The 21,834-nt window shown below is 70.5% G+C and carries 19 protein-coding genes; 13 read left to right on the top strand and 6 right to left on the bottom strand.

The features are described 5' to 3' along the window. The first annotated feature begins 2 nt into the window (after window positions 1-2). From ACN20J_RS10095 to ACN20J_RS10085, 3 genes are all read left to right on the top strand, one after another. Entirely contained in the window at window positions 3-491 is a 489-nt protein-coding gene (locus tag ACN20J_RS10095; RefSeq protein ID WP_189839837.1) for a PH domain-containing protein, read from the top strand. Window positions 492-691: 200 nt separating this feature from the next. Continuing rightward, window positions 692-2,038, top strand: a complete 1,347-nt coding sequence (locus tag ACN20J_RS10090) for a hemolysin family protein (protein WP_190229257.1) — start codon at window positions 692-694, stop codon at window positions 2,036-2,038. Beyond that, window positions 2,035-3,144: a hemolysin family protein gene (locus tag ACN20J_RS10085; protein ID WP_189839835.1), complete on the top strand. Its 1,110-nt coding sequence runs from the start codon at window positions 2,035-2,037 to the stop codon at window positions 3,142-3,144. The genes ACN20J_RS10090 and ACN20J_RS10085 overlap by 4 nt, the downstream gene beginning before the upstream one ends. 162 nt (window positions 3,145-3,306) lie before the next feature. On the opposite strand, the gene ACN20J_RS10080 is transcribed toward ACN20J_RS10085, so the two are convergent. Then, window positions 3,307-5,175, bottom strand: a complete 1,869-nt coding sequence (locus ACN20J_RS10080) for an AAA family ATPase (protein ID WP_189839834.1) — start codon at window positions 5,173-5,175, stop codon at window positions 3,307-3,309. 434 nt (window positions 5,176-5,609) lie between these two features. Beyond that, the gene (locus ACN20J_RS10075) at window positions 5,610-6,236 is read right to left on the bottom strand and encodes a uridine kinase family protein (protein WP_419668863.1); all 627 of its coding nucleotides are present in this window, start codon (window positions 6,234-6,236) and stop codon (window positions 5,610-5,612) included. Window positions 6,237-6,489: 253 nt separating this feature from the next. Between ACN20J_RS10075 and ACN20J_RS10070 the strand changes: the two genes are divergently transcribed. The 3 genes from ACN20J_RS10070 (at window position 6,490) to ACN20J_RS10060 (ending at window position 8,983) form a co-directional block, all read left to right on the top strand. Continuing rightward, window positions 6,490-7,872 (top strand): peptidase C39 family protein, encoded by a 1,383-nt coding sequence (locus tag ACN20J_RS10070; RefSeq protein WP_419665745.1) that lies wholly within the window; start codon window positions 6,490-6,492, stop codon window positions 7,870-7,872. Between the two features lie 217 nt (window positions 7,873-8,089). After that, window positions 8,090-8,236, top strand: coding sequence for an SCO1431 family membrane protein (locus ACN20J_RS10065; protein ID WP_189839832.1), 147 nt, complete (start codon window positions 8,090-8,092; stop codon window positions 8,234-8,236). Between the two features lie 87 nt (window positions 8,237-8,323). Then, entirely contained in the window at window positions 8,324-8,983 is a 660-nt protein-coding gene (locus tag ACN20J_RS10060) for a TetR/AcrR family transcriptional regulator (RefSeq protein ID WP_189839831.1), read from the top strand. Between the two features lie 66 nt (window positions 8,984-9,049). On the opposite strand, the gene ACN20J_RS10055 is transcribed toward ACN20J_RS10060, so the two are convergent. After that, entirely contained in the window at window positions 9,050-10,297 is a 1,248-nt protein-coding gene (locus tag ACN20J_RS10055) for a glycoside hydrolase family 18 protein (protein ID WP_361891332.1), read from the bottom strand. Between the two features lie 322 nt (window positions 10,298-10,619). Between ACN20J_RS10055 and ACN20J_RS10050 the strand changes: the two genes are divergently transcribed. The 3 genes from ACN20J_RS10050 to ACN20J_RS10040 all read left to right on the top strand — a co-directional run bounded on the left by ACN20J_RS10050 (window position 10,620) and on the right by ACN20J_RS10040 (window position 14,661). Next, a complete protein-coding gene (locus ACN20J_RS10050) occupies window positions 10,620-11,852 on the top strand; it encodes an acyl-CoA dehydrogenase family protein (protein ID WP_419665744.1) in 1,233 nt (410 codons plus the stop codon). Window positions 11,853-12,411: 559 nt separating this feature from the next. Next, window positions 12,412-13,536, top strand: coding sequence for a hypothetical protein (locus ACN20J_RS10045; protein ID WP_419665743.1), 1,125 nt, complete (start codon window positions 12,412-12,414; stop codon window positions 13,534-13,536). Window positions 13,537-13,566: 30 nt separating this feature from the next. Beyond that, window positions 13,567-14,661: a phosphotransferase family protein gene (locus ACN20J_RS10040; RefSeq protein ID WP_419665742.1), complete on the top strand. Its 1,095-nt coding sequence runs from the start codon at window positions 13,567-13,569 to the stop codon at window positions 14,659-14,661. Window positions 14,662-14,694: 33 nt separating this feature from the next. On the opposite strand, the gene ACN20J_RS10035 is transcribed toward ACN20J_RS10040, so the two are convergent. After that, the gene (locus ACN20J_RS10035) at window positions 14,695-15,123 is read right to left on the bottom strand and encodes a hypothetical protein (protein ID WP_189839826.1); all 429 of its coding nucleotides are present in this window, start codon (window positions 15,121-15,123) and stop codon (window positions 14,695-14,697) included. A gap of 264 nt (window positions 15,124-15,387) precedes the next feature. Here ACN20J_RS10035 and ACN20J_RS10030 point away from each other — a divergent pair, with 264 nt between their 5' ends. From ACN20J_RS10030 to fxsA, 4 genes are all read left to right on the top strand, one after another. Next, a complete protein-coding gene (locus tag ACN20J_RS10030; RefSeq protein ID WP_055615743.1) occupies window positions 15,388-15,828 on the top strand; it encodes an Lrp/AsnC family transcriptional regulator in 441 nt (146 codons plus the stop codon). 75 nt (window positions 15,829-15,903) lie between these two features. Further along, window positions 15,904-17,529 (top strand): amidohydrolase, encoded by a 1,626-nt coding sequence (locus tag ACN20J_RS10025; RefSeq protein ID WP_419665741.1) that lies wholly within the window; start codon window positions 15,904-15,906, stop codon window positions 17,527-17,529. Window positions 17,530-18,031: 502 nt separating this feature from the next. Beyond that, on the top strand, window positions 18,032-18,799 hold the full coding sequence (locus tag ACN20J_RS10020; protein WP_189839824.1) for a polyprenol monophosphomannose synthase: 768 nt from the start codon (window positions 18,032-18,034) through the stop codon (window positions 18,797-18,799). Window positions 18,800-18,942: 143 nt separating this feature from the next. Further along, window positions 18,943-19,527 carry an FxsA family membrane protein gene (gene fxsA, locus ACN20J_RS10015; protein WP_190229249.1) on the top strand — a complete coding sequence of 195 codons (585 nt, stop codon included), beginning with the start codon at window positions 18,943-18,945 and terminating at the stop codon, window positions 19,525-19,527. Window positions 19,528-19,850: 323 nt separating this feature from the next. Here the strand turns inward: fxsA and ACN20J_RS10010 are convergent, their stop codons facing one another. Together ACN20J_RS10010 and ACN20J_RS10005 are read right to left on the bottom strand one after the other, a co-directional pair. Then, window positions 19,851-20,225: an RNA polymerase-binding protein RbpA gene (locus tag ACN20J_RS10010; protein ID WP_003977404.1), complete on the bottom strand. Its 375-nt coding sequence runs from the start codon at window positions 20,223-20,225 to the stop codon at window positions 19,851-19,853. A 255-nt stretch (window positions 20,226-20,480) separates the two neighbouring features. Then, a complete protein-coding gene (locus ACN20J_RS10005; protein ID WP_419665740.1) occupies window positions 20,481-21,830 on the bottom strand; it encodes an MFS transporter in 1,350 nt (449 codons plus the stop codon). Window positions 21,831-21,834 lie beyond the last annotated feature (4 nt).

The raw sequence follows: 21,834 nt of genomic DNA, 5'->3' as shown, positions 1-21,834 counted from the left end.
CCATGCCCGACACACCAGAGCTGCCCGCTCTCCCGGTCACCTTCCGCCCGGGACGCACCCGAGCCGTCCTGCTCACCGCCGGCGCCACGATCTTCGTGGTCATCACCACAGTCGCGATGCTGCTGGAGAAGCTCAGCCCGGGGGAGCGCACCAGCTTCGTCTTCACCGGGGCCCTGCTCTTCGGGGTGCTCGTGCTGCTCTCCCGGCCGAAAGTCGTCGCCGACGAATCCGGCGTGACCGTCGTGAACATCGCCGGCCGCCGGAAGCTGGCCTGGGCGGAGATCCTGCAGGTCAACCTGCGCCCGGGCGACCCGTGGGTGTTCCTGAACCTCAGCGACGGCACCAGCCTGGCCGCGCTCGGCATCCAGCCGGGCATCGCCAAGCAGCGCGCGATCCGCGACGCCCGTGCGCTGCGGGCCCTCGTCGAAACCCACTCCGTCCACGAGCCCGACGGACATCAGGAAGACGAGCACGACGAACATCACGCCTGACTCTCGGCCTTCCACCCTGCCGAACGGGCCCATGTCTTGATTAATCTGTTGGCGGAGGCGTTTTCGTTGCGCCTCCGCCTCTGCCTTCCCACCCGGGATCCAGAGGCCCCCTGCTATTTCGAGGAGTGACTCCCTCCAGCGATGGACGGATCGTCCTGTAGTACCTGCGCCGCCCCCTCCCGACATATCGAGGCGGCGGCATGACCATCCCCCTGCTGCTCCTCGGAGCGGCGTTCCTGTTGATCCTCGCCAACGGCTTCTTCGTGGCGGCCGAATTCGGCCTCGTCACGGTGGAGCGCCCCGACGCCGAGAAGGCCGCCGCCGAGGGCGACCGACGGGCCCGTACGGTCGTCAACTCGCTCAAGGAGCTGTCCTTCCAGCTCTCCGGCACCCAGCTCGGCATCACCATCACCTCGCTGGTCGTCGGCATGCTCGCCGAACCGGCGCTCGCCGAGCTGCTGAACGGCCCCATCACCGCGGTCGGCATCCCCGAGGGAGCCGTGTCCGGTGTCGCCGTGGTCGTCGGCATGCTGCTGGCCTCGGCCGTGCAGATGGTGATCGGCGAGCTCGTGCCCAAGAACTGGGCGGTCTCCAGGCCCATGCAGGTCGCGCGGTTCGTCGCGGGCCCGCAGCACGCCTTCTCGACCGTGTTCCGGCCGGTGATCTCGGGGCTGAACTCCGTGGCCAACCGGCTCGTCCGCACCCTGGGCGTCGAGCCCACCGCCGAGCTGGCCTCCGCCCGCACCCCCGGCGAGCTGGTCTCCCTGGCCCGGCACTCGGCCCAGGCAGGCGCCCTGGAACAGGACACCGCCGACCTGTTCGTCCGTACGCTCTCGCTGGCCGACCTCACCGCGCAGCACGTCATGACCCCGCGCGTGAAGGTCAGCGCCCTCCAGTCCTCCGCGACCGCCGAGGACGTCGTGAACCTCACCCGCGCCACGGGCCTGTCCCGCTTCCCCGTCTACCGGGAGCGGATCGACGAGATCGTCGGCATGGTGCACCTCAAGGACGCCCTCGCGGTGCCCTCGCAGGACCGCCTGCGCACACCCGTCACCAGGATCGCCCAGGCCCCGCTGCTCGTCCCGGAGACGCTGCCCGTGCAGCCCCTCCTGGAGCGGCTGCGCAACGAACAGCCCATCGCGGTCGTCGTCGACGAGTACGGCGGCACGGCCGGCGTGGTCACCCTGGAGGACATCGTCGAGGAACTCGTCGGAGAGGTCCGCGACGAGCACGACGACCATGACGTCCCCGAACTCGCCGCCGCACCGGCCGAGGACGGCCGGCCCGCCTGGGACGCCGACGGCAGCTGCCGTGTCGACATCCTCCAGCGCATAGGCCTGGACGTCCCCGAGGGCCCGTACGAGACGGTCGCCGGCCTGGTCGCCGATCTGCTCGGCCGGATCCCCGCACCCGGTGACAAGGCGGAACTGCCTGGATGGCGCCTCTCCGTGCGCCAGGTCGGGCACTACCGGGCCGAGCGGGTCCGGCTGGTCAGGACCGTCGGTGCCGCCTCGGCCGCCGCCTCCGTGGTGGAGGCCGTCCGATGAGCGTGCTCCAACTCCTGTTCGCCGCCCTGCTCGTGCTCGCCAACGGCTTCTTCGTCGGCGCCGAGTTCGCGCTGGTCTCCGTCCGCCGCAGCCAGATCGAACCGCTCGGCACCGCACGGGCCCGCCAGGTCATGTACGGCCTGGAGAACCTGCCGCAGATGATGGCCGCCGCGCAGTTCGGCATCACGGTCTGCTCGCTGACGCTCGGCGCGGTCGCCGAGCCCACCGTCGCGCACCTCCTGGAGCCGGTGTTCCACGCCGTCCACCTGCCCGAGGGCATGATCCACCCGCTCGGGTACGTCATAGCCCTCGCCGCGGTCGTCTTCCTGCACCTCGTCGTCGGCGAGATGCTGCCGAAGAACCTGGCGATGGCAGCCCCCGAGAAGACCGCGCTGTGGCTCAGCCCCGGCCTGGTCGCCTTCGCCCGGCTCTGCAAGCCGGTGACACTGGGCCTCGGCGCCTGCGCCCGCGTCATCCTGCGGCTCTTCCACGTCGAGCCCAAGGACGAGGTCGAGGCGGTCTTCACAAGTGAGCAGCTCAACCGGCTCGTCGAGGACGCGGGACAGGCGGGCCTGCTCGACCCCGAGGAGCAGGAGCGCCTCGAAGACGCCCTGGAGCTGGGCTCCCGCCCGGTCACCGATGTGCTCCTGGACAGCGAGTCCCTGGTGACCGTCGGCCCCTCGGTCACCCCGGGCCAGGTCGTCGCTCTCACCGCCCGCACCGGGTACTCCCGCTTCCCGGTGGCCGCCGAGAACGGCGCCTTCATGGGCTATCTGCACGTGAAGGACGTACTCGACCTGGAGGAGTCCGAACGGGCCGTGCCGCAGCAGATCTGGCGCCCCATGACGACCCTCGGGGCCGAACTCCCGCTGGACGACGCCCTGACCGTGATGCGCCGCGCCGCGACGCACCTCGCCCAGGTCGCCGACGCGTCGGGCAAGGTACTCGGCCTGGTCGCCCTGGAGGACGTACTGGAACTCCTGGTCGGCGAGGTCCGGGACCCGGCACACCGGGAGACTCCGACGGCACGGGTCGGTGAGCCGCGCAAGGAGACGGCGGACCCGGCACCGGGTCCGGAGACAGCGGAACAGGCCCTGGCGAGCTGACGCAGCCCCCGCGCCCCTCCTGTTTTTGAGGGGGGCGCGGGGGCTGTGACATCTGCGGCTCCGCCGCTGGGCGCGACAAGCCACGAAGCTGCCGCACCCGCGCCCCGTCATCAAGGACCGAGCTCAGGGGCCGGGCTCAAGCACCGAGCCCGTGGGCGCAGCTCACAACGGCGAGGGATCCTGCGGTCCCCGCCCCGACAACACCTCTCCGTACGCCTGCATGAGATCGGCCAGCCGAAGCGTGGACAGGTCGTCCCGGGTGAGGTGGCCCGGATAGACCGACAGCCGCAAATCGCGATACGCGCAGCTCTTCTCGTACAGCGTGCGCAGAAACCGCCCATTGCCGAGCTCGTCGATCCAGCCCTGGTCGACGACGTGCCCGCTGATGGAGCGCAGCTCGTCGAGCGCCTCCTCGTCCCACACGTCGCCGTTCTCCGCGGCCAGCACCTCGCCGATCGAGGTGAGTTCGAGCGGACGGTACGAGGGGAAGTCGACGCGGGTCGTGAAGCGGGACGAGAGCCCAGGGTTGGCGGCCAGCAGACGGTCCATGCCCTCGGGGTAGCCGGCGAGGATCACGACGAGGTGGTCGCGGTTGTCCTCGGCCCGCTTCAGCAGGACCTGCAACGCCTCGTCGCCGTACGCGTCGCCCTTGCCGTAGCCGGAGTTGGAGAGCGAGTAGGCCTCGTCGACGAAGAGGACGCCGCCGATCGCGGAGTCGATCAGTTCGTTGGCCTTCACGGCGGTCTGGCCGAGGTACTCACCCACCAGGTCGGCGCGTTGGGCCTCGACGAGGTGGTCGCCGCCGAGCAGGCCGAGCGCGTAGAAGACCCGGCCGAGGATCCGGGCCACGGTCGTCTTGCCGGTGCCGGAGGGGCCCGAGAAGACGAAGTGCCGTTTCGGCGGCTGGACCGGCAGGCCCTGCCCGGCCCGCAGCCGCGCCATGTTCAACTGCGCGGACAGCGCCTTGACTTGGCGCTTGACCGGTTCGAGGCCGACCATGTGCTCCAGCTCCAGGAGCGCCTCTTCGAGCAGTGCCGGATCGGTGGGCCCGGTCGGCAGATGCGGCGGACGTACCGGCACGATGGCCTTCTCGCGGACCCGGTCCGCCTCCGAGGGCAGCGCGCCCGGCGGCGGCAGTTCGGGCTCCGAGAGCTTGAGATCACGGCCCTCGCCGCCGAACAGCGGGTCGACACCGTCCGGGCCGTCCAGAATGTCCTGGCCGACACCGGTGAGCGTGATCGCCGCGAGGTCGGCCGTGTCGTCGTACCCGTCGCCCTCGGAGATCGCCGCGAGCCGCGCGGAGGTGTCCATGAAGGCCGGGTCGACCCGGTGGACCGCCCGGTACAGGGGCAGTGCCGCGGCGGAGCGGCCCGTTCCCTCGTGCGCCCGCGCCAGCCAGTACCGCAGCTCCTTGCGCTGCGGCTGCTCGCTGCGACAGCGCATCAGCGCCGACGACAGCAGCGGCTCGGCCTGCCCGAACATCTCCAGGCGTACCCGTGCCATGCCGCCGAAGAGACCCGCCTCGATGCCCAGCATCGGATCGTCGATCAGCGGATCCGTGTGCCGGACCAACTGCTCCCAGTCCTTGACCAGATACGCCCGGCAGGCGTGCAGGAACCGCACCTGCGGATCCGCGTCCACGGGCGGCAGGCTCGCGAGCGCCCGGTCCAGCTCCGGGACATGACGCCCGTCGAGCCAGTGCGAGGCGTGCGCGAGCAGCAGATCGCGCGGCGACTCCAGGACCGGCTGTACCCACCAGCCCAGCCAGTACCAGGAGTTGAGCGTCCGCCGGTGGCGGGAGCGCTGTTCCCCGAAGCGGTCCCGGTGCCGGAACATGCGCAGCAGCGCCGTAGTCGTGTCGATGCGCAGCGCGTGCAGCCCGAGCCAGCCGTCGGCCATGCCCGGATCCATCCGGACCGCGGCGCGGAATTCCTCCTCCGCCTGCGGATAGGCCCCCATCGTGTAGGCGTCCACACCTCGCAGCCAGGCGAGGTCGGCCGGGGCCTCGGGGCCCTGCGTGCCGAAGTCCATCACGTCCCCCACAAACCGTGCCCCCGTTGATCGCCGGGCGGGCCGGTGCCCGTCGGCAGTCTTCGTCGAACCGCTGTGCCGCGGACGGGAGTTGCGTTCGGTGCGGAGAGCAGCCGTCCGAATGTCGCACCGAGAGGCATCGTACCTGCGGGGCAGTACCGGGCCGAAGGGTGCCGCACGACAGGTTCTCCGAGGTGGGAGCAGATGGGGCGCACTCCGTTTGGTGACTCAGGGTGAACGAATCACGCCTCGGAGCGTCCGAAAAACGGCTGTGGGCAGAACGAAGCCCCCGATCACGGGGGAACAACCGGGGGCTTCGCGTCTGCGGGGCGGCCCCAAAAGGCCGCACATTCAGAAAGTAAGTCCTGTACGGCCCCCGGGTCAAGCCGAGTTGGGGCACTCAGGCAACTTCTCAGATGTGGGTCTTCACAAGTTCAGCACACAGACGCTGGGCCGTCACGGTCCGTGACCGAGAGGCTCTTCGCTGACGTCCCAGCAGGTCCCTGGAGCACCTCGTACCCCTCTGAACACTGCAGCACCAGAAGATCGGCGAACGGTTTTGACGGGTCCTTGGTGAAGTGCCGGCGCTCGGCGCGGACCCACCCCTCCCAGAACTCGTTCTGCTCCGACCCGTCCCTCTGCCGCCCGCGCGCCCATGCGTCCTCGTCGGCCAGCTCCATCCACAGCAGCCGCGCCAGCCACGGCCTGAGCGCGCGACGGCCGGCGCCCACTCCCTCGACGAGGACCACGGGGGCCGGCGGCAGGGCGCGGTCCGGTCCGAAGCCGCGGGTGTCCCAGTCGTACGGCCGATAGTGCGCCGTCGTGCCGTGCGACAGCGGCTCGACGACCTCCCGGAGCAGCCGCCCGGTCCAGGCGAAAAGCTCCTCGTGCGTGGCGATGTCGTCCAGGTGGAGCACGGGAGCCCCGCCCAGCGCCTCGGCCAGCCGCCCCGCGAACGTGGTTTTGCCCGAGCCCGCGTGCCCGTCTACGCCGATGAGCCGGACGGGGCCGCAGGAGGGCGGCAGCCGGTGCAGCCGGGAGGCGAGGGCGTCGAGGTGAATGTGGGGTCCCTGGGTGCGGTGGGTGCGGTCCGGTGTGGTGCGGAGCCGTGTCGTTCACTCTAGCGAGGCCACCCTCGGGCGACCGGGGGAGAAGGTGCCGTCGCCCTGTCGCGACCATGCCAGTGGTATCGACCAATATTTGTCGGCGCCGCGACCCGTGAAGTGCTGGCAGAAGCCGTGATCGCGAACCATAGTTGCCCCCACACCCACGCATTGGACCTGCCCGTTCCGGACACCTGGGGGTCACCCGCCCATGACCAGAGCTGAACAGCCGTCCCGCAGAAGCCTCCTGGCCGTGGCGGTCGCCGCGGCCACCGCGGGCGCCGCGAGTCCGGCGGCGGCAGCCGCCGGCTCGACGGCCGGCCCCGCGAGAACCCGGACAGCCGCCCCGTCGAAAGCCCCGTCGCGCCTCGTGGACAACCATGCCTGGACCTCGTACACCGACTGGCGCGGTGGTACCGCGGCAGGGACCCGCGCCGTGCCGGGGGTGCGGCCGGGGCTGGCGATCGGGACGCCCGCGGGCCGGACCGACTACAAGGACCCGCACACCGGCACGACCGCCACCTGGGAGTACGCGCGCTGGACCTCGCCCGTCCACCGCCTCGCCGTCCCCTCGACCGAGGTCATCCCCTCCTGGAACGCGCGGACCCCGGCGGGCACCTGGCTCCAGGTCGAGCTGTCGGGCACGTACTCCGACGGCACGGCCACGCCCTGGTACGTGATGGGCCGCTGGGCGGCCGGGGACCAGGACATCCGGCGGACGTCGGTGGACGACCAGAGCGACGGCAAGAGCAGTGTCTGGACGGACACCTTCTCCATCGACGACGCGGCCTCCGGGCTGCGGCTGGTGTCGTACCGGCTGCGGTTGACCCTGTACCGCAAGCCCGGGATCACGGCCACGCCGACCGTGTGGCGGCTCGGCGCGATGGGCTCCGACGTCCCGGACCGCTTCACCGTCCCGGCCTCGACACCCGCTCTCGCGCGGGAGCTGACGGTGCCGCGCTACTCGCAGGAGATCCACGCTGGCCAGTACCCCGAGTACGACAACGGCGGCGAGGCCTGGTGCAGCCCCACCTCCTCCCAGATGATCATCGAGTACTGGGGGCGGAAGCCCACGGCGGCGCAGCTGGCCTGGGTCAAGCCCGAGTACACGGACCCGCAGGTGTGCCACGCCGCCCGGTTCACCTTCGACCACCAGTACAACGGCTGCGGGAACTGGCCCTTCAACGCCGCGTACGCCGCCACGTACAAGGACCTCCAGGGCGTGGTGACCCGGCTCGGCTCGCTCGCCGACCTGGAGACGCTGATCGCCGCCGGAATCCCGGCCATAACGTCCCAGTCGTTCCTCAAGACCGAACTGACGGGAGCGGGGTACGGCACCGCGGGCCATCTGATGACGGTCATAGGGTTCACCGCCGACGGCGACGTGATCGCCAACGACCCGGCCTCGCCGGACAACAACGCGGTCCGGCGCGTCTACAAGCGGCGCGAGTGGGAGAACATCTGGCTCCGCACCAAGCGGTACAACGCCTCCGGGGCGGTCGTCTCCGGTACCGGCGGGGTCTGCTACCTCTACTTCCCGGCCCGTCCCACGGCCGCTCAGCGGACGGCGCTGGCGGCGGTGGGCATTCGCTGAGCGGCGGCTGCGTGACGGCTGAGCGACGCGGCAGCCGTGACGAGATCGCTGTGACCGGATTGCTATGACCGGATTGCTGTGACGGGGCTGGTGTGGCGGGTGCCACACCAGCCCCTCGCGCGTGACGAAGCTCTCCCCCGCAAAAGCCCGATCCGGTGGCAAGGTGGACAGAACGGTGGGGGGAGTCCACCCGCAAGACCGACGTGAGCGAGCTGCCATGACCACGACCTCAGCCACCGCCGGACGTGTCCGTGCCCGTACCGGAGGCCCCAAGGACGACGGCCCGAAGATCCTTGAACACGTCGTGGGCTGGACGTTCGTGGTCGTGCTGGCGATGTTGGTGACACAGCTCGGCCTCGTCTGATCGCGGTCGAAGAGAGTCGAACAGGCTGGTCGCGTCGCTCTGCAATACTGCGGGGATCCCGCTCGCAGTTGGAGACCAGGTCCGGAATTGAGTAACCGTCAGCAGAGTGGTGCCGACCGCCCCGGAGCGCGCGGCACCGACCGTTCCTTAGCGCGCCGCGCCGAACTCATCGCCATCGGGCGGAAGTTGTTCGCCGACACGTCCTACGACGCACTGTCGATGGACGACATCGCGAAACAGGCGCAGGTGGCCAAGGGGTTGATCTACTACTACTTCAAGTCCAAGCGCGGCTACTACCTGGCGATCGTCCACGACTCGGTGGCCGAGCTGGTCTCCCGGGCGGCCGGCGGCCTCGAACTGCCCCCGGCGGAGCGGGTCCACCGCACCATCGACGGCTATCTGCGCTACGCCGAGAACAACCACGCCGCGTACCGCACCATCATCAGCGGGGGCGTCGGTTTCGACGCCGAGGTGCACGCCATCCGGGAGGGCGTGCGGGAGGCCATCGTCGAGACGATCGCCGAAGGGGCGTACGGGCGACGGGAGATCGGCCCGCTGCCGCGGACGGCGCTGCTCGGCTGGCTGTGCAGCGTCGAGGGGGCCACCCTCGACTGGATCCACCACTACAGCCTCCCGCGCGACCTGATGCGCGAGCTGCTGGTGAAGATGCTCGGCGGCACGATGCGCGCCATCGAGGAACTCGACGCCTCCTACCCGGCCCCGGCGGCCGCGCGCCGGGACACCTGACACGAGTGGAGGGCGGGAGCCCGCCGACCGGCCCCCGCCCTCCACTGAAACGCCCTGCCGCCGAGGCTAGTTGATCGCCTTGATCAGCTCGCCGTTCGACGTGTCACCGCTCAGCTCCCAGAAGAACGTGCCGCCCAGGCCCTGCGCGTTCTTGTAGTTCATCTTCCCGGCGATGGTCGACGGGGTGTCGTAACTCCACCAGTTGTTCCCGCACTTGCCGTACGCGGTGCCGCCGACCGTGCCGGTCGCCGGGCACTTCGTCTTGAGCACCTTGTAGTCGTCGATGCCCTGCTCGTACGTGCCCGCCGCCGGGCCGGTGGCGGTGCCGCCGGGCGTCGCCTGGGTGACACCGGTCCAGCCGCGGCCGTAGAAGCCGATGCCGAGCAGCAGCTTCGAGGCCGGGACGCCCATGCCCTTGAGCTTGGCGATGGTCGCCGAGGTGTGGAACTCCGCCTTCGGGATCCCCGAGTAGGAGTTCAGCGCCGAGTGCGGAGCCGTGGGACCGGTCGCGTCCCAGGCACCGAAGAAGTCGTACGTCATCGGGTTGTACCAGTTGACGTACTGGGCGGCGCCCGCGTAGTCCGCCGCGTCGAGCTTGCCGCCGGCCGTGGCGTCGGCCGGGATCGCCGAGGTGACCAGCGCGGAGCCGCCGAACTTGGCGCGCACCGCCGACATCAGGTTCTTGTACGCGGCCCGCCCGCTGGTGTCACAGGTGGCGCCGCACGCGTTCGGGTACTCCCAGTCGATGTCGATCCCGTCGAAGACATCCGCCCACTTCGAGTTCTCGACCAGGTCGTAGCAGGACTGGGCGAAGGCGGCCGGGTTCTTGGCGGCCTCGGTGAAGCCCGCCGACCAGGTCCAGCCGCCGAAGGACCACAGGACCTTGAGGTTCGGGTGCTTCTTCTTCAGCTCGCGCAGCTGATTGAAGTTGCCGCGCAGCGGCTGGTCCCAGGTGTCCGCGACGCCGTCGACCGACTCGGCCGCGGTGTGCGTCCGCTCGGTCGCCGCGTAGTTGTCGCCCATCGCGCACTTGCCGCCGGTGACGTTGCCGAAGGCGTAGTTGATGTGTGTCAGTTTGGCCGCCGAGCCGGACGTCTCGACATTCTTGACCAGGTACTTCCGGTCGTAGGTGCCCCATTCGGTGAAGTAGCCGACGACCTTGGATCCGGCCGCCTTCGGTGCGGCTGCCTGCTCGGCGGGGCCGGCGGCGGTGGCCGTACCCGCGCCGGCGAGCAGACCCGCGCCCAGAACGGCACAACATGCGGCGGATACGAGCGCCCGGAACCGGACGCGGGGGCGGAGCGAGCTGAACATCGTGTCTCCTCGTGGGGGAGAGGGGAACGCGCGCCAATTGGCATGAACGCGGTGAAGCGTTGGAGCGAAACAGTAGGAGGACTAGACCAGTGCGGTCAATGGTTCGGACCATTCGGCCCGGGAATCCTTTACTCTTGAGTAAGCGGTCGTTAACTGGTGACTCCATGCCGCCGATCGGGCATACTCACAGCGCACAGCCGCTGATCAGCCGCTTCCGTGACCCGGAGGCGCCGAGCATCGACAGTGCCCAGTAAGACCAGGCGGGGCAGCCCCACCCAGGTGTGCGTTCGCCGAAGTGCCCGACAGGGAGGAGAGCGTCGCCATGCCCGACCGCGCCCCGCAGCCGGTGGACCGTCAACTGCCCACGGACGAGGCCCGGGATCTGATCTCGCTCGTCCGCGACATCGCGCAGCGCGAGATCGCCCCGAAGGCGGCCGAGGAGGAGGACGCCGGGCACTTCCCGCGCGAAGTCCTCACGCTGCTCTCCGAGTCGGGACTGCTCGGCCTCCCGTACGACTCCGAATACGGCGGCGGAGACCAGCCGTACGAGGTCTACCTCCAGGTCCTCGAAGAGCTGGCCGCCGCCCGCCTTACCGTCGGCCTCGGCGTCAGCGTGCACACGCTCGCCTGCCACGCCCTCGCCAACTACGGCACCAAGGAACAGCAGGCCGAGCATCTCCCGGACATGCTCGGCGGCGGCTTGCTGGGCGCCTACTGCCTCTCGGAGCCCTCCTCCGGCTCGGACGCCGCGTCGCTGCGCACGAAAGCCGTGCGGGACGGGGGCACCTCCCGCTCTGGGGGCACCTCCCGGCCGGAGGCTGGGGGAGAAGCCGAGAGCGGCGGAGACTGGGTGATCACGGGAACCAAGGCCTGGATCACACACGGCGGAGTCGCCGACTTCTACACCGTGCTCGCGCGCACCGGCGGCGAGGGGGCGCGGGGCATCACGGCGTTCCTGGTACCCGGCGACGCCGAGGGGCTGAGCGCCGCGGCGCCCGAGAAGAAGATGGGCATGAAGGGCTCACCCACCGCCCAGGTCCACTTCGACGGGGTGCGGATCCCGGACGGCCGGCGCATCGGCGACGAGGGCCAGGGCTTCGCGATCGCCCTGTCCGCGCTCGACTCGGGGCGGCTCGGCATCGCGGCCTGCGCGATCGGGGTCGCGCAGGCCGCGCTCGACGAGGCCGTGGCGTACGCAACCGGGCGGCAGCAGTTCGGCCGCCCGATCGCGGACTTCCAGGGCCTGCGCTTCATGCTCGCGGACATGGCGACCCAGATCGAGGCCGGCCGGGCGCTCTACCTCGCCGCGGCCCGGCTGCGCGACGCGGGACGGCCGTTCGCCAAGCAGGCGGCCATGGCGAAGCTGCACTGCACCGACACCGCGATGAAGGTCACCACGGACGCCGTCCAGGTGCTCGGCGGGTACGGCTACACCGCGGACTTCCCCGCCGAGCGCTTCATGCGCGAGGCCAAGGTGCTGCAGATCGTCGAGGGCACCAATCAGATCCAGCGGATGGTCATCGCCCGTCACCTCGCGGGTCCCGAGTCGCGCTGAACCTCCCGTACCCGTACATCGCCGAGGGCGCCGCGAGCCGGACCCACTCCGGGTCGTGGCGGCCCGGCAGGGTCCGGCCCCGGTCGGCCCAGGTGCGGAGCAGGGCGCGGTAGATGGGGGGATCCAGGGGCTGATGTTGCGCGTGGGATCCCTGTGGGCTCTGTGATCCCTGAGTTCCCTGGGTCCAGTGAATCCCTTGAGTCCACTGAGTTCCCTGCGTCCACTGGGTCTCCTGCGGTCCCAGGGCTCCGAGGGACCCCTGGGGAACCGATTCTGCCGGCGGGGGGAAGGGGATCCGGCGGCGGCGCTCCGCCTCTGCGTATGTGGGGGTCATACCGAGGCCAACGGGTCCACGGGCGGACAGGTCACCGGCGCGGGGATTCGCCAGTGAGTTCGCGGTGCCCCTTGCTGCGGGCGCCGCAGGTCCGCACGAGGGGCGCACCGGACTCCGGCACCGGACTCTGGCCCCCTGCCGTCTTCTGACGTACCGTCAACTCCGCCGCCGGGGGCCGCACCCCTCCGGGCGACGTCACGCGCCGTACGCCCCGGGAGGCAGCCGATGCCCGACGACCGCCCCGTAGCCCTCGACGAGTACCCCGTGCACCAGGTCCCCCTCTCGATGAAGCACGTGGCGACGGGGGACCGGAACGCCTACGACCGGTGCATCTTCCAGGTCTTCGACCACCAGGGGCGAGCACTGCTCATCCTGGGGCTGGGGGTGTACCCGAACGTCGGGGTGATCGACGCGTACGCGACCCTGCGTACCGGCGACACCCTGCACGCCGTACGCGCCTCGGACGCGCTGGACGACGACACCCGGATGACGATGGCGGTCGGCCCGCTGCGGATCCAGGTCGAGGGCCCCCTGAAGGACTTCGTCCTGAGCTGCGCGGCCGACCCCGACGACCCGGACGGACTGTCGTACGAGATCAACTGGTCGGCGGACTTTCCCGCGCTGTGGGAGCCGCATCACGTCCAACGCCGGGGCGCCCGGCTCACGTTGGAGGGCCGGCGCTTCGTACAGGCGGGGCGGTGCGAGGGCTGGATCCGGGTCGCGGGGGAGGAGATACGGCTGTCGGGCGACGACTGGACCGGCACCCGCGACCGCAGTTGGGGCACGCGCCCCCTGCCCGGCGAGGAGGGCGGCCGGCTCGCCGAGGAGCACCGCACCGAGGGCTTCCACTGGCTCTGGTGTCCCGTCCGCTTCGGGGACCGCTTCCTGATGGTCATCACCCAGGAGGACGCCGACGGCTACCGGACCCTGAACGACGCGACGCTCGTACGGAACGGGGAACGCGACCGCCAACTCGGCTGGCCCCAGGCCGAGATCACCTACCGGAGCGGAACCCGGCACCCGGAGCGCGCGACCGTCCACCTCGGCGACTTCCGCAAACCGTCGGAGCTCGGCGTCGAGATCCTCACCTCCTCCCCGCTCGCCGTCGGAGCCGGCTATCCGCCCGCCGAGGACTGGCAGCACGGCACCTGGCGGGGCCGCGGCTGGACCGACCGGCGTACGTACGACCTCTCGGACCCGGCCGCGCTCGGGCTCGCCGCGTACGGCGTGACCGACCACTCCGCCCGCTTCACGCTCGACGGTCAGGTGGGGCACGGGATCTTCGAGCACGGCTCGTTCGGACGGCACGACCCGAGCGGGTTCACCGGCTTCGACTCGGTCGCGCCATAGGGAAGTTGACGCGAGGAAGGGAGCGGAACGATGGCAACGGCACCCCGTCCGCGTACGACCACACGTGACCCGGAGGAACTCGCGCAGCGGCTGACCGCCTGGCTCGCCGGACGGCTGCCCGGCGCCAAGGCGGTCGGCGTCCGCGTCCCCGCCTCCAACGGACTGTCCAGCGAGACCCTGCTCTTCGACATCGAGCACCCCGAACCCCCGCTGCGCGCCTGCGCGTTGAGGCTCGCCGCGGACCCGGCGGCGTACACCGTCTTCCCGGTCTACGACCTGCCGCGCCAGTACCGCACCATGCGACTGGTGGCGGACCGCACGGACGTGCCCGTACCGCGGGTGCAGTGGCTGGAGGAGGACCCGGGGCCCCTCGGGGCGCCCTTCTTCGTCATGGAGCGCGTGGAGGGCCGCGTACCGCCGGACGTCATGCCCTACACGTACGAGGGCAACTGGCTGCACACGGCAAGTGAAGCCGAACGGGAGCGACTTGAGCACGCCTCTGTCGGACTCCTCGCCCGGATGCACGACCAAGTCCCGGTGCGCGAAGCGGACTTCCTCGCCTCGCCGGGGGACGGCAGCCCGCTACGACGTCACGTCGAGGCCCAACGCGCCTACTACGAATGGGTGATTGACGGGCTGCCGCGGTCACCCCTGATCGAGGACGCCTTCGACCGGCTCGACGCGCTCTGGCCGCGCGACGAGGGCGAGACGGTCCTCAGCTGGGGTGACGCACGCATCGGAAACGTCATCTACGACGGCTTCGAACCCGCTGCCGTCCTGGACTGGGAGATGGCGGCACTGGCCCCGCGCGAGGTCGACCTCGGCTGGATGATCTACCTGCACCGCTTCTTCCAGGACCTCACCGTGAGCTTCGGCCAGCCCGGACTGCCCGGCTTCCTGCGCCGGGACCGTGTGGAGCCGCGCTACGCCCAACTCACCGGCCACACACCGCGGGACATGGACTTCCACATCCTGTACGCGGCCCTGCGGCACGCGATCGTCATGCTGCGCGTCGCCTACCGGCAGGTGCACTTCGGTGAGACCGCCGTCCCGGCTGATCCGGACACACTGATCCTGCACCACGACAGCCTGCGAGCCATGGTGCAGGGCAGTTACTGGAACTGAGGACCGCTCAGACGGAAACCGGCCGTGTGATGCTCAGGCGGCCTGGTCGCGCATCACCGGCACCCGCATGGGACGCGAGCCGGGGCCGCCGACGTGCGAGAAGGGCTGCGTACGCCAGTCGAGACCCTGAGGGAGCGTCAACAGCAGGGCGGTGTCCTGCTCCTGAGCCTCCATCGTCTCGTCGGCGGGCCGGGCCTCGGCCGCCGTGCGGCCCGTACCGGCGCAGACCGTGAGCCCGAACGGGTTCCACGGCGACGCGCACAGCGCGTGCTCCGGAAGGATCTCCTCGTCCGCGAGGAGCGCGATGGGCTGCGCGCAGTCCGGGCAGATCACCCGGTACATCTCGAAGGTGTCGTACGCGTCGAACTCCTCGGCGTCAGGTTCGACGCCCTCCGGCTCGGGCTCTACGACGGGCTGCTGCCGCTTGGGCGCGGTGCGACCAGGGCGCTTCAGACTCTGCATGGGCTACTCCCCCTCGGGTGGGCCGACAAGGCACTGCGACCTCGACCACAGCAAGCACTTCCCGCCCCGTCTCTGCGGTAATCACGAGAACATCACGGAACCTACCGCCGCGATGTGGCGTTCGTCACATGCCGCGTGCAGGTGCCCGACCCGGTGGTTTTGTCCCCCGGATGTCTCGTCCGCTTCTTCAGGCCACATCACAAACCGGGTATGACCTGCGCCGCAGAGTACCCGAGGGGATCAAGGGCATGTAGGTTCTCCGCCATGGAGGAGCTGGACCGCCACATCGTGCAGCTGCTCGTCGAAGACGGGCGGATGAGCTACACCGACCTGGGCAAGGCCACGGGCCTGTCCACGTCGGCCGTGCACCAGCGGGTGCGCCGGCTTGAGCAGCGCGGAGTCATCCGCGGCTATGCCGCGGTAGTCGACCCGGAGGCCGTAGGGCTGCCGATCACGGCCTTCATCTCGGTGAAACCGTTCGACCCCAGCGCCCCCGACGACATCGCCGAACGACTGGCCGACGTCCCGGAGCTGGAGGCCTGCCACAGCGTCGCCGGCGACGAGAACTACATCCTCAAGGTCCGCGTCTCGACGCCGCACGAGCTGGAGGAGCTCCTCGCGCGCGTGCGCACGCTGGCGGGCGTTTCGACACGTACGACGGTGGTTCTCTCCACGCCGTACGAGGCCCGGCCGCCGAAGATCTGACGCCCGCGCGCGTGAGACCCCGAGTGTGGGCCCCCGTGCGCGGGGCGCGGGCGCCGAGGGGCGAGACTGTTCCCCATGAGTGAGAGCACCGCCACCCCCCGAACGATGTTGCTGCGCGGCGGGGAGGTCCACAGCCCCGCCGACCCGTTCGCCACCGCGATGGTCGTGGAACGCGGGCAGGTCGCCTGGGTCGGCTCCGAGGGCGCGGCCGACGCGTTCGCGGACGGTGTCGAAGAGGTGGTGGACCTCGAAGGGGCGCTCGTCACCCCGGCGTTCACCGACGCGCACGTGCACACCACGGCCACCGGGTTCGCCCTCACCGGCCTCGACCTCTCCGCCGCCCGCACCCTCACCGAGGCGATGGCCCTCGTAAGGGAGTTCGCAGCCGCCCGCCCTGCCGACCGGGTACTTCTCGGTCACGGCTGGGACGCGTCCCGCTGGCCCGAGCGGCGTCATCCACGGCGGGACGAGCTGGACGAGGTCACCGGCGGACGCCCGCTCTACCTCAGCCGGATCGACGTCCACTCGGCCGTCGTCACCACGGCACTGCTGGACATGGCGCCGGGCGTACGCGGGGCGGCCGGCTTCGAGGACGGCGAACCGCTGACCCGCGACGCCCATCACGCCGTACGCGCCGCCGCGTTCGCAGCCGTGACGCCGGAGCAGCGCACCGAGGCCCAGCGCGCCGCGCTGAAGCACGCGGCCTCGCTGGGCATCGGCTCCGTCCACGAGTGCGCGGGCCCGGAGATCTCCTCCGAGGACGACTTCACCAGGCTGCTGCGGCTCGCCGCGGAGGAGGCCGGGCCCCGGGTCGTCGGCTACTGGGCCGAACACGGGGAGGAGGGCGTGGCGAAGGCCCGGGCGCTGGGCGCGGTCGGCGCCGCGGGCGACCTCTTCGTGGACGGCGCCCTCGGCTCGCACACGGCCTGCCTCCACCAGCCGTACACCGACGCCGAACACACCGGCACCGCCTACCTGGACACCGTCGCCGTCGCCGCCCATGTGGTGGCATGCACCGAGGCGGGCCTCCAGGCGGGCTTCCACGCCATCGGGGACGCCGCCGTGACCTCCGTGGTCGACGGAGTCCGCGCCGCCGCCGAGAAGGTCGGCCTGGCCCGCGTACGCGCCGCCCGGCACCGCGTCGAACACGCCGAGATGCTCAGCCCGGAGACGATCGCCGCCTTCGCCGAACTCGGCCTCACCGCCTCCGTCCAGCCGGCCTTCGACGCGCTGTGGGGCGGCGAGGACGGCATGTACGTCGAGCGCCTCGGCGCCGAGCGCGCCCGGACGCTCAACCCGTTCGCGGCCCTGCTGCGGGCCGGGGTGCCGCTGGCCTTCGGCTCCGACAGCCCCGTCACACCGCTCGACCCGTGGGGCACCGTCCGCGCCGCGGCCTTCCACCGCACCCCGGAGCACCGGGTGTCCGTGCGCGCCGCGTTCACGGCGCATACGCGGGGCGGCTGGCGGGCGGTCGGACGCGACGACGCGGGGCTCCTGGTACCCGGCGCGCCCGCCGACTACGCCGTGTGGCGCACCGACGAGCTCATCGTCCAGGCCCCCGACGACCGGGTCGCCCGCTGGTCGACCGACCCGCGCTCCGGCACGCCCGGACTGCCCGACCTCACGCCCGGCGCGCGACTGCCCGTCTGTCTGCGAACGGTCGTGGGCGGACGGACGGTATTCGTACGGCCGGACGAGTGATGTCCCGGGGTGGCGCGGCGTCGATCATGGCCCGGCGCGCCGTCGCGCGACCTGCGTATCCTCCGCGCTGACCAGGGGTTTGACGGAAAACCCCCAGGTCACACGGCTGTTGACAGCGAGCAGCAGGTGGCCGGTAGGTTCGGCCGGGTCCACCACCGGACGTCCGACCGGTGAACTTCCGCGCAGTCGCCGCAGCGCAGTTGGGTCAGGGGTGGTGTGCCGCACCGGTACACCACCACTGGGAGCCAGGCCCAGCGCCCGCGCCACGGGGCGAGGGAACGTTCCGGCTCGGATGGTGTGACCCGGGTGGGGCCCGGACGCTCAGTAGACAACGGCTTTCGGTCGACCCGCAGCCAGCGGGTCCCAGGTCGGCCCGAAGGGCGCCGGGCCCCGATCCGCAGTCCTGTCCCCCTCCGGGAACTTTCACCTCGATGCCTCACCTGCCTGAAGAGCGACGCTCGCTATGGTGGAGCCCCTCGCACGGAAGTCTTAAGGGGAAGCTGTGAACGACGGCGGTGGGCGACAGTTCGGTCCGCTCGGCACGACCTTGGTGATCATCCCGACCTTCAACGAGGCGGAGAACATCAAGGCGATCGTCGGCCGCGTGCGGGCCTCCGTGCCCGCGGCACACGTTCTGATCGCCGACGACAACAGCCCCGACGGCACCGGCAAACTCGCCGACGAACTGACCGTCGAGGACGACCAGGTCCACGTGCTGCACCGCAAGGGCAAGGAAGGCCTCGGCGCCGCCTACCTCGCGGGCTTCCGCTGGGGTCTGGAGCACGGCTACGGCGTCCTGGTCGAGATGGACGCCGACGGCTCGCACCAGCCAGAGGAACTGCCCCGGCTGCTCACCGCGCTCAAGGGGGCCGACCTCGTGCTCGGGTCCCGCTGGGTGCCGGGCGGGCGTGTCGTCAACTGGCCCAAGTCCCGTGAGTTCATCTCGCGCGGCGGCAGCCTGTACTCGCGCGTCATGCTCGACGTGCCGATCCGCGACGTCACCGGTGGCTACCGTGCCTTCCGCCGCGAGACCCTGGAGGGCCTCGGCCTCGGCGAGGTCTCCTCGCAGGGCTACTGCTTCCAGGTCGACCTGGCGCGCCGGGCCGTCAAGGCCGGCTATCACGTGGTCGAGGTGCCCATTACCTTCGTCGAGCGCGAGCTGGGCGACTCCAAGATGAGCCGCGACATCCTGGTGGAGGCCCTGTGGAGGGTGACCACGTGGGGGGTCGGGGAGCGGGCGGATCGGATTCGTGGGCGGCGGAAGGGCTGAGGTCCTGTAGTCCTGAGGCCCGGTTTGTTGTGGGATTCCGGTTCGTTGTGTGGTCCGGCTGTCCGGACAGCCGGCTTGGTTTCACAGGTCGTGCTGACCTCGCGTTTATCCCGTACTGAGCTGTGCCCAGGCACACTGGACGCATGACGACTGGCGCTTCGACTCCGCCCCACCCCGCACGGCCCCGGCGCTCCGGCCCGCTCCGGTACCTGCCGCTCGGCATCGCCGCATGGCTGGTGCTGGAGATCTGGCTGCTGATCGTGGTGGCGGGTGCCACGAGCGGCTTCACCGTCTTCCTGCTGCTGGTCGCCGGATTCGTCCTCGGCTCCGTGGTCATCAAGCGGGCCGGCCGCCGCGCCTTCCGCGCCCTGAGCGAGACGCTGCAGCAACAGCAGAGCGGGGCGTTGCCGCAGGGCGGTACGAATTCCGAGGGCAACGGTCTGATGATGCTGGGCGGGCTGCTGCTGATGCTGCCGGGGCTGATCTCCGATGCGCTCGGGCTGCTTCTGCTGGTTCCGCCGGTTCAGAAGGGGCTTAGTCGGTATGCGGAGCGGACGTTCGAGCGGAAGATGCGGGAGGCCGGTGCTGGGACGCTCGGGGGTGCCTTTCAGCAGGCGCGTATCCATCGGCCCGACGGGAAGGTCGTTCCGGGCGAGGTCATCCGCGACGACGCGTCCCGGGACCGCCGTCAGGAAGACTCGGGCCCGAGGCCCCCGCTGAACGGCTGACGCCGAGGGTTTTTTCCTCGCCCCCGCCGCCCCTACCCATTCCCGTCCCTTTTCAGGGGCTCCGCCCCCGAACCCCCGCTCCTCAAACGCCGGAGGGGCTGAGATACCTCAGGGGCGCGGGGAACTGCGCAGTCTTTTAGGGGCGCGGGGAACTGCGCAATCAGCCATAGCGAGCCCGCACCAAAAAACCAACCCGCACCCAAAGCCGCCCAGAACCCGCACCCAAAAGCCACCCAAACGCACAAAACCGCAGGCACCGTACCCGAAGGTACGGCACCCGCGGTTGGGTGCGTGCGTTGTATGCCGCCCAACCCCCGGAGGGGTTACGCGGACTTGCGGCTGTCCCGAGGGTGGACCGCGATGTTCATGGCTCCGGAGCGAAGTACAGCCAAGCGCTCTTCGAGGACCTCTTCGAGTTCCTCTCGCGTGCGCCGCTCCATCAGCATGTCCCAATGCGTGCGCGCGGGCTTGGCCTTCTTTTCCTCAGGGCCGTCGCCGTCCACCAGGAGTGCCTGGGCCCCGCAGACCTTGCACTCCCACTCCGGCGGGATCTCCGCCTCCACCGAGAAGGGCATCTCGAATCGATGGCCCTTCTCGCATGCGTACTCCACGGCCTGGCGCGGGGCCAGGTCGATGCCGCGGTCCGTCTCGTAGCTGGTCACCACGAGGCGCGTGCCGCGAAGAGCTCGCTCACTCATGAATCGTGCCTCCCGGGCTTGTCGCCCACAGGACAGGTGTCGCTGTCGTCGTCATCCGGTCAACGTCCGGTCGGCGGTAAAGATTCCCGTTCCGGGTCATGCGTCGCCGTCGTAGCCGCCCCTTGTTGTACCCACCTGCGCCCGGTTTGTCACATCTGAGGGCAGATGTCACCCAGCGTTTCGGTATCTTTGACGCGCAGTAACGGTACGCCTGGCAGGCCAAACGCGTACACTACCGGCCTTTGGCCTCCGGCGCTAAATCCTGTCCGGAACGGGGTTGCCCGCGTCGCGTACCGCCTGGGCTACCGGAACCCTCGCGAGCAGCAGAAATCCCACCACGAAGAAGGCCACGAGCGAGATGATCGCGTCCCGATAACTTCCCGTTAGCTGGTAGGTCAGACCGAACAGAAGCGGGCCGAGCCAGCTCATCCCGCGGTCGCTCATCTCGTACGCCGAGAAGTACTCGGCCTCCTTGCCGGGCGGCACCAGATGCGAGAACAGGGACCGGGACAGCGCCTGGCTGCCGCCCAGGACGAGCCCGATGCCGGCGGCGAGGACGAAGAACCAGACGGGCGCGCCGGCGGGCAGGAAGTAACCCGCGCCCAGCGTCACGGTCCAGGCGACCAGTGAACCGAGGATGGTCCGTTTGGCGCCGTACGTCCGGGCGAGTCGCCCCATCCCGAGCGCCCCGGCCACCGCGAGCAGCTGGACCAGCAGCACGGCGACGATCAGCGTCGACTGGTCGAGGCCCAGTTCCTCGGATCCGTACACGGATGCCTGCGAGATGACCGTCTGGATGCCGTCGTTGTAGACCAGATAGGCGAGTAGAAAGGCGAGTGTCAGCGGCTGGCGACGCAGGTCCCGCACGGTGGCCGCCAGCTGCCGCCATCCGTGTGTGGACGTACCCGAGGAGGACGTCGTGCGGCGGTCGCGCAGCCGTTTGAGCGGTACGAGCGTGAAGGCGCCCCACCAGATGCCCGCCGAGGCCAGACAGATGCGGACCGCCGTCGTCTCCGATACGCCGAAGGTGTCGTGGGCCGTGTAGAGGATCAGGTTCGCGACCAGGACCAGGGAGCCCGCCGCGTAGCCGAAGGCCCAGCCTCGCGACGAGACGGCGTCTCGCTCCTCGGGCGGGGCGATCTGGGGGAGGTAGGAGTTGTAGAGCACCATCGAGACGGCCAGTGAGGCGTTGGCCACAATCAGCAGGAGGCCGCCGAGCAGATAGCGGTCGCCGTCCAGGAAGAACATGCCCGCGGTGGCCGCTGCACCCAGGTAGGCGGCGACCGCGAGGAGCGGCTTCTTGCGGCCCGTACGGTCGGCCGCCGCACCCGCCAGCGGCATCACGAAGATCGACAGGATGACGGACGCCGACACGCAGTACGCGAAGAAGGAGCCGGCGCGCAGGGGGATCCCCAGGGGGTGCACGAACCCGTCCGCGTCCGCCGCCGCCTTGGCGACCGATGTCAGATAGGGGCCGAGGAAGACGGTGAGCACGCTCGTCGAGTAGACGGAGCAGGCCCAGTCGTAGACGTACCAGCCGCGTTGTTCGCGCCGCCGTTCCGCGGCCTCGTCGGCCGCTTGTTCCCGCACGGTGTCGGTGCCCACCCGT

The organism is Streptomyces sp. 2-1 (assembly GCF_048564895.1).
In the GTDB taxonomy this organism is placed as follows: Bacteria; Actinomycetota; Actinomycetes; order Streptomycetales; family Streptomycetaceae; genus Streptomyces; species Streptomyces phaeochromogenes.
This window is presented reverse-complemented; position numbering and strand designations above follow the sequence as displayed.

What these genes read in the sequence shown, in the direction of transcription:
- ACN20J_RS10035 (WP_189839826.1), bottom strand. Translation starts at nt 15,123, where the DNA reads ATGCAGAGTCTGAAGCGCCCTGGTCGCACCGCGCCCAAGCGGCAGCAG.
- ACN20J_RS10080 (WP_189839834.1), bottom strand. Translation starts at nt 5,175, where the DNA reads ATGGACTTCGGCACGCAGGGCCCCGAGGCCCCGGCCGACCTCGCCTGG.
- ACN20J_RS10090 (WP_190229257.1), top strand. Translation starts at nt 692, where the DNA reads ATGACCATCCCCCTGCTGCTCCTCGGAGCGGCGTTCCTGTTGATCCTC.
- fxsA (WP_190229249.1), top strand. Translation starts at nt 18,943, where the DNA reads ATGACGACTGGCGCTTCGACTCCGCCCCACCCCGCACGGCCCCGGCGC.
- ACN20J_RS10055 (WP_361891332.1), bottom strand. Translation starts at nt 10,297, where the DNA reads ATGTTCAGCTCGCTCCGCCCCCGCGTCCGGTTCCGGGCGCTCGTATCC.
- ACN20J_RS10030 (WP_055615743.1), top strand. Translation starts at nt 15,388, where the DNA reads ATGGAGGAGCTGGACCGCCACATCGTGCAGCTGCTCGTCGAAGACGGG.
- ACN20J_RS10085 (WP_189839835.1), top strand. Translation starts at nt 2,035, where the DNA reads ATGAGCGTGCTCCAACTCCTGTTCGCCGCCCTGCTCGTGCTCGCCAAC.
- ACN20J_RS10065 (WP_189839832.1), top strand. Translation starts at nt 8,090, where the DNA reads ATGACCACGACCTCAGCCACCGCCGGACGTGTCCGTGCCCGTACCGGA.
- ACN20J_RS10040 (WP_419665742.1), top strand. Translation starts at nt 13,567, where the DNA reads ATGGCAACGGCACCCCGTCCGCGTACGACCACACGTGACCCGGAGGAA.
- ACN20J_RS10050 (WP_419665744.1), top strand. Translation starts at nt 10,620, where the DNA reads ATGCCCGACCGCGCCCCGCAGCCGGTGGACCGTCAACTGCCCACGGAC.
- ACN20J_RS10045 (WP_419665743.1), top strand. Translation starts at nt 12,412, where the DNA reads ATGCCCGACGACCGCCCCGTAGCCCTCGACGAGTACCCCGTGCACCAG.
- ACN20J_RS10025 (WP_419665741.1), top strand. Translation starts at nt 15,904, where the DNA reads ATGAGTGAGAGCACCGCCACCCCCCGAACGATGTTGCTGCGCGGCGGG.
- ACN20J_RS10095 (WP_189839837.1), top strand. Translation starts at nt 3, where the DNA reads ATGCCCGACACACCAGAGCTGCCCGCTCTCCCGGTCACCTTCCGCCCG.
- ACN20J_RS10070 (WP_419665745.1), top strand. Translation starts at nt 6,490, where the DNA reads ATGACCAGAGCTGAACAGCCGTCCCGCAGAAGCCTCCTGGCCGTGGCG.
- ACN20J_RS10010 (WP_003977404.1), bottom strand. Translation starts at nt 20,225, where the DNA reads ATGAGTGAGCGAGCTCTTCGCGGCACGCGCCTCGTGGTGACCAGCTAC.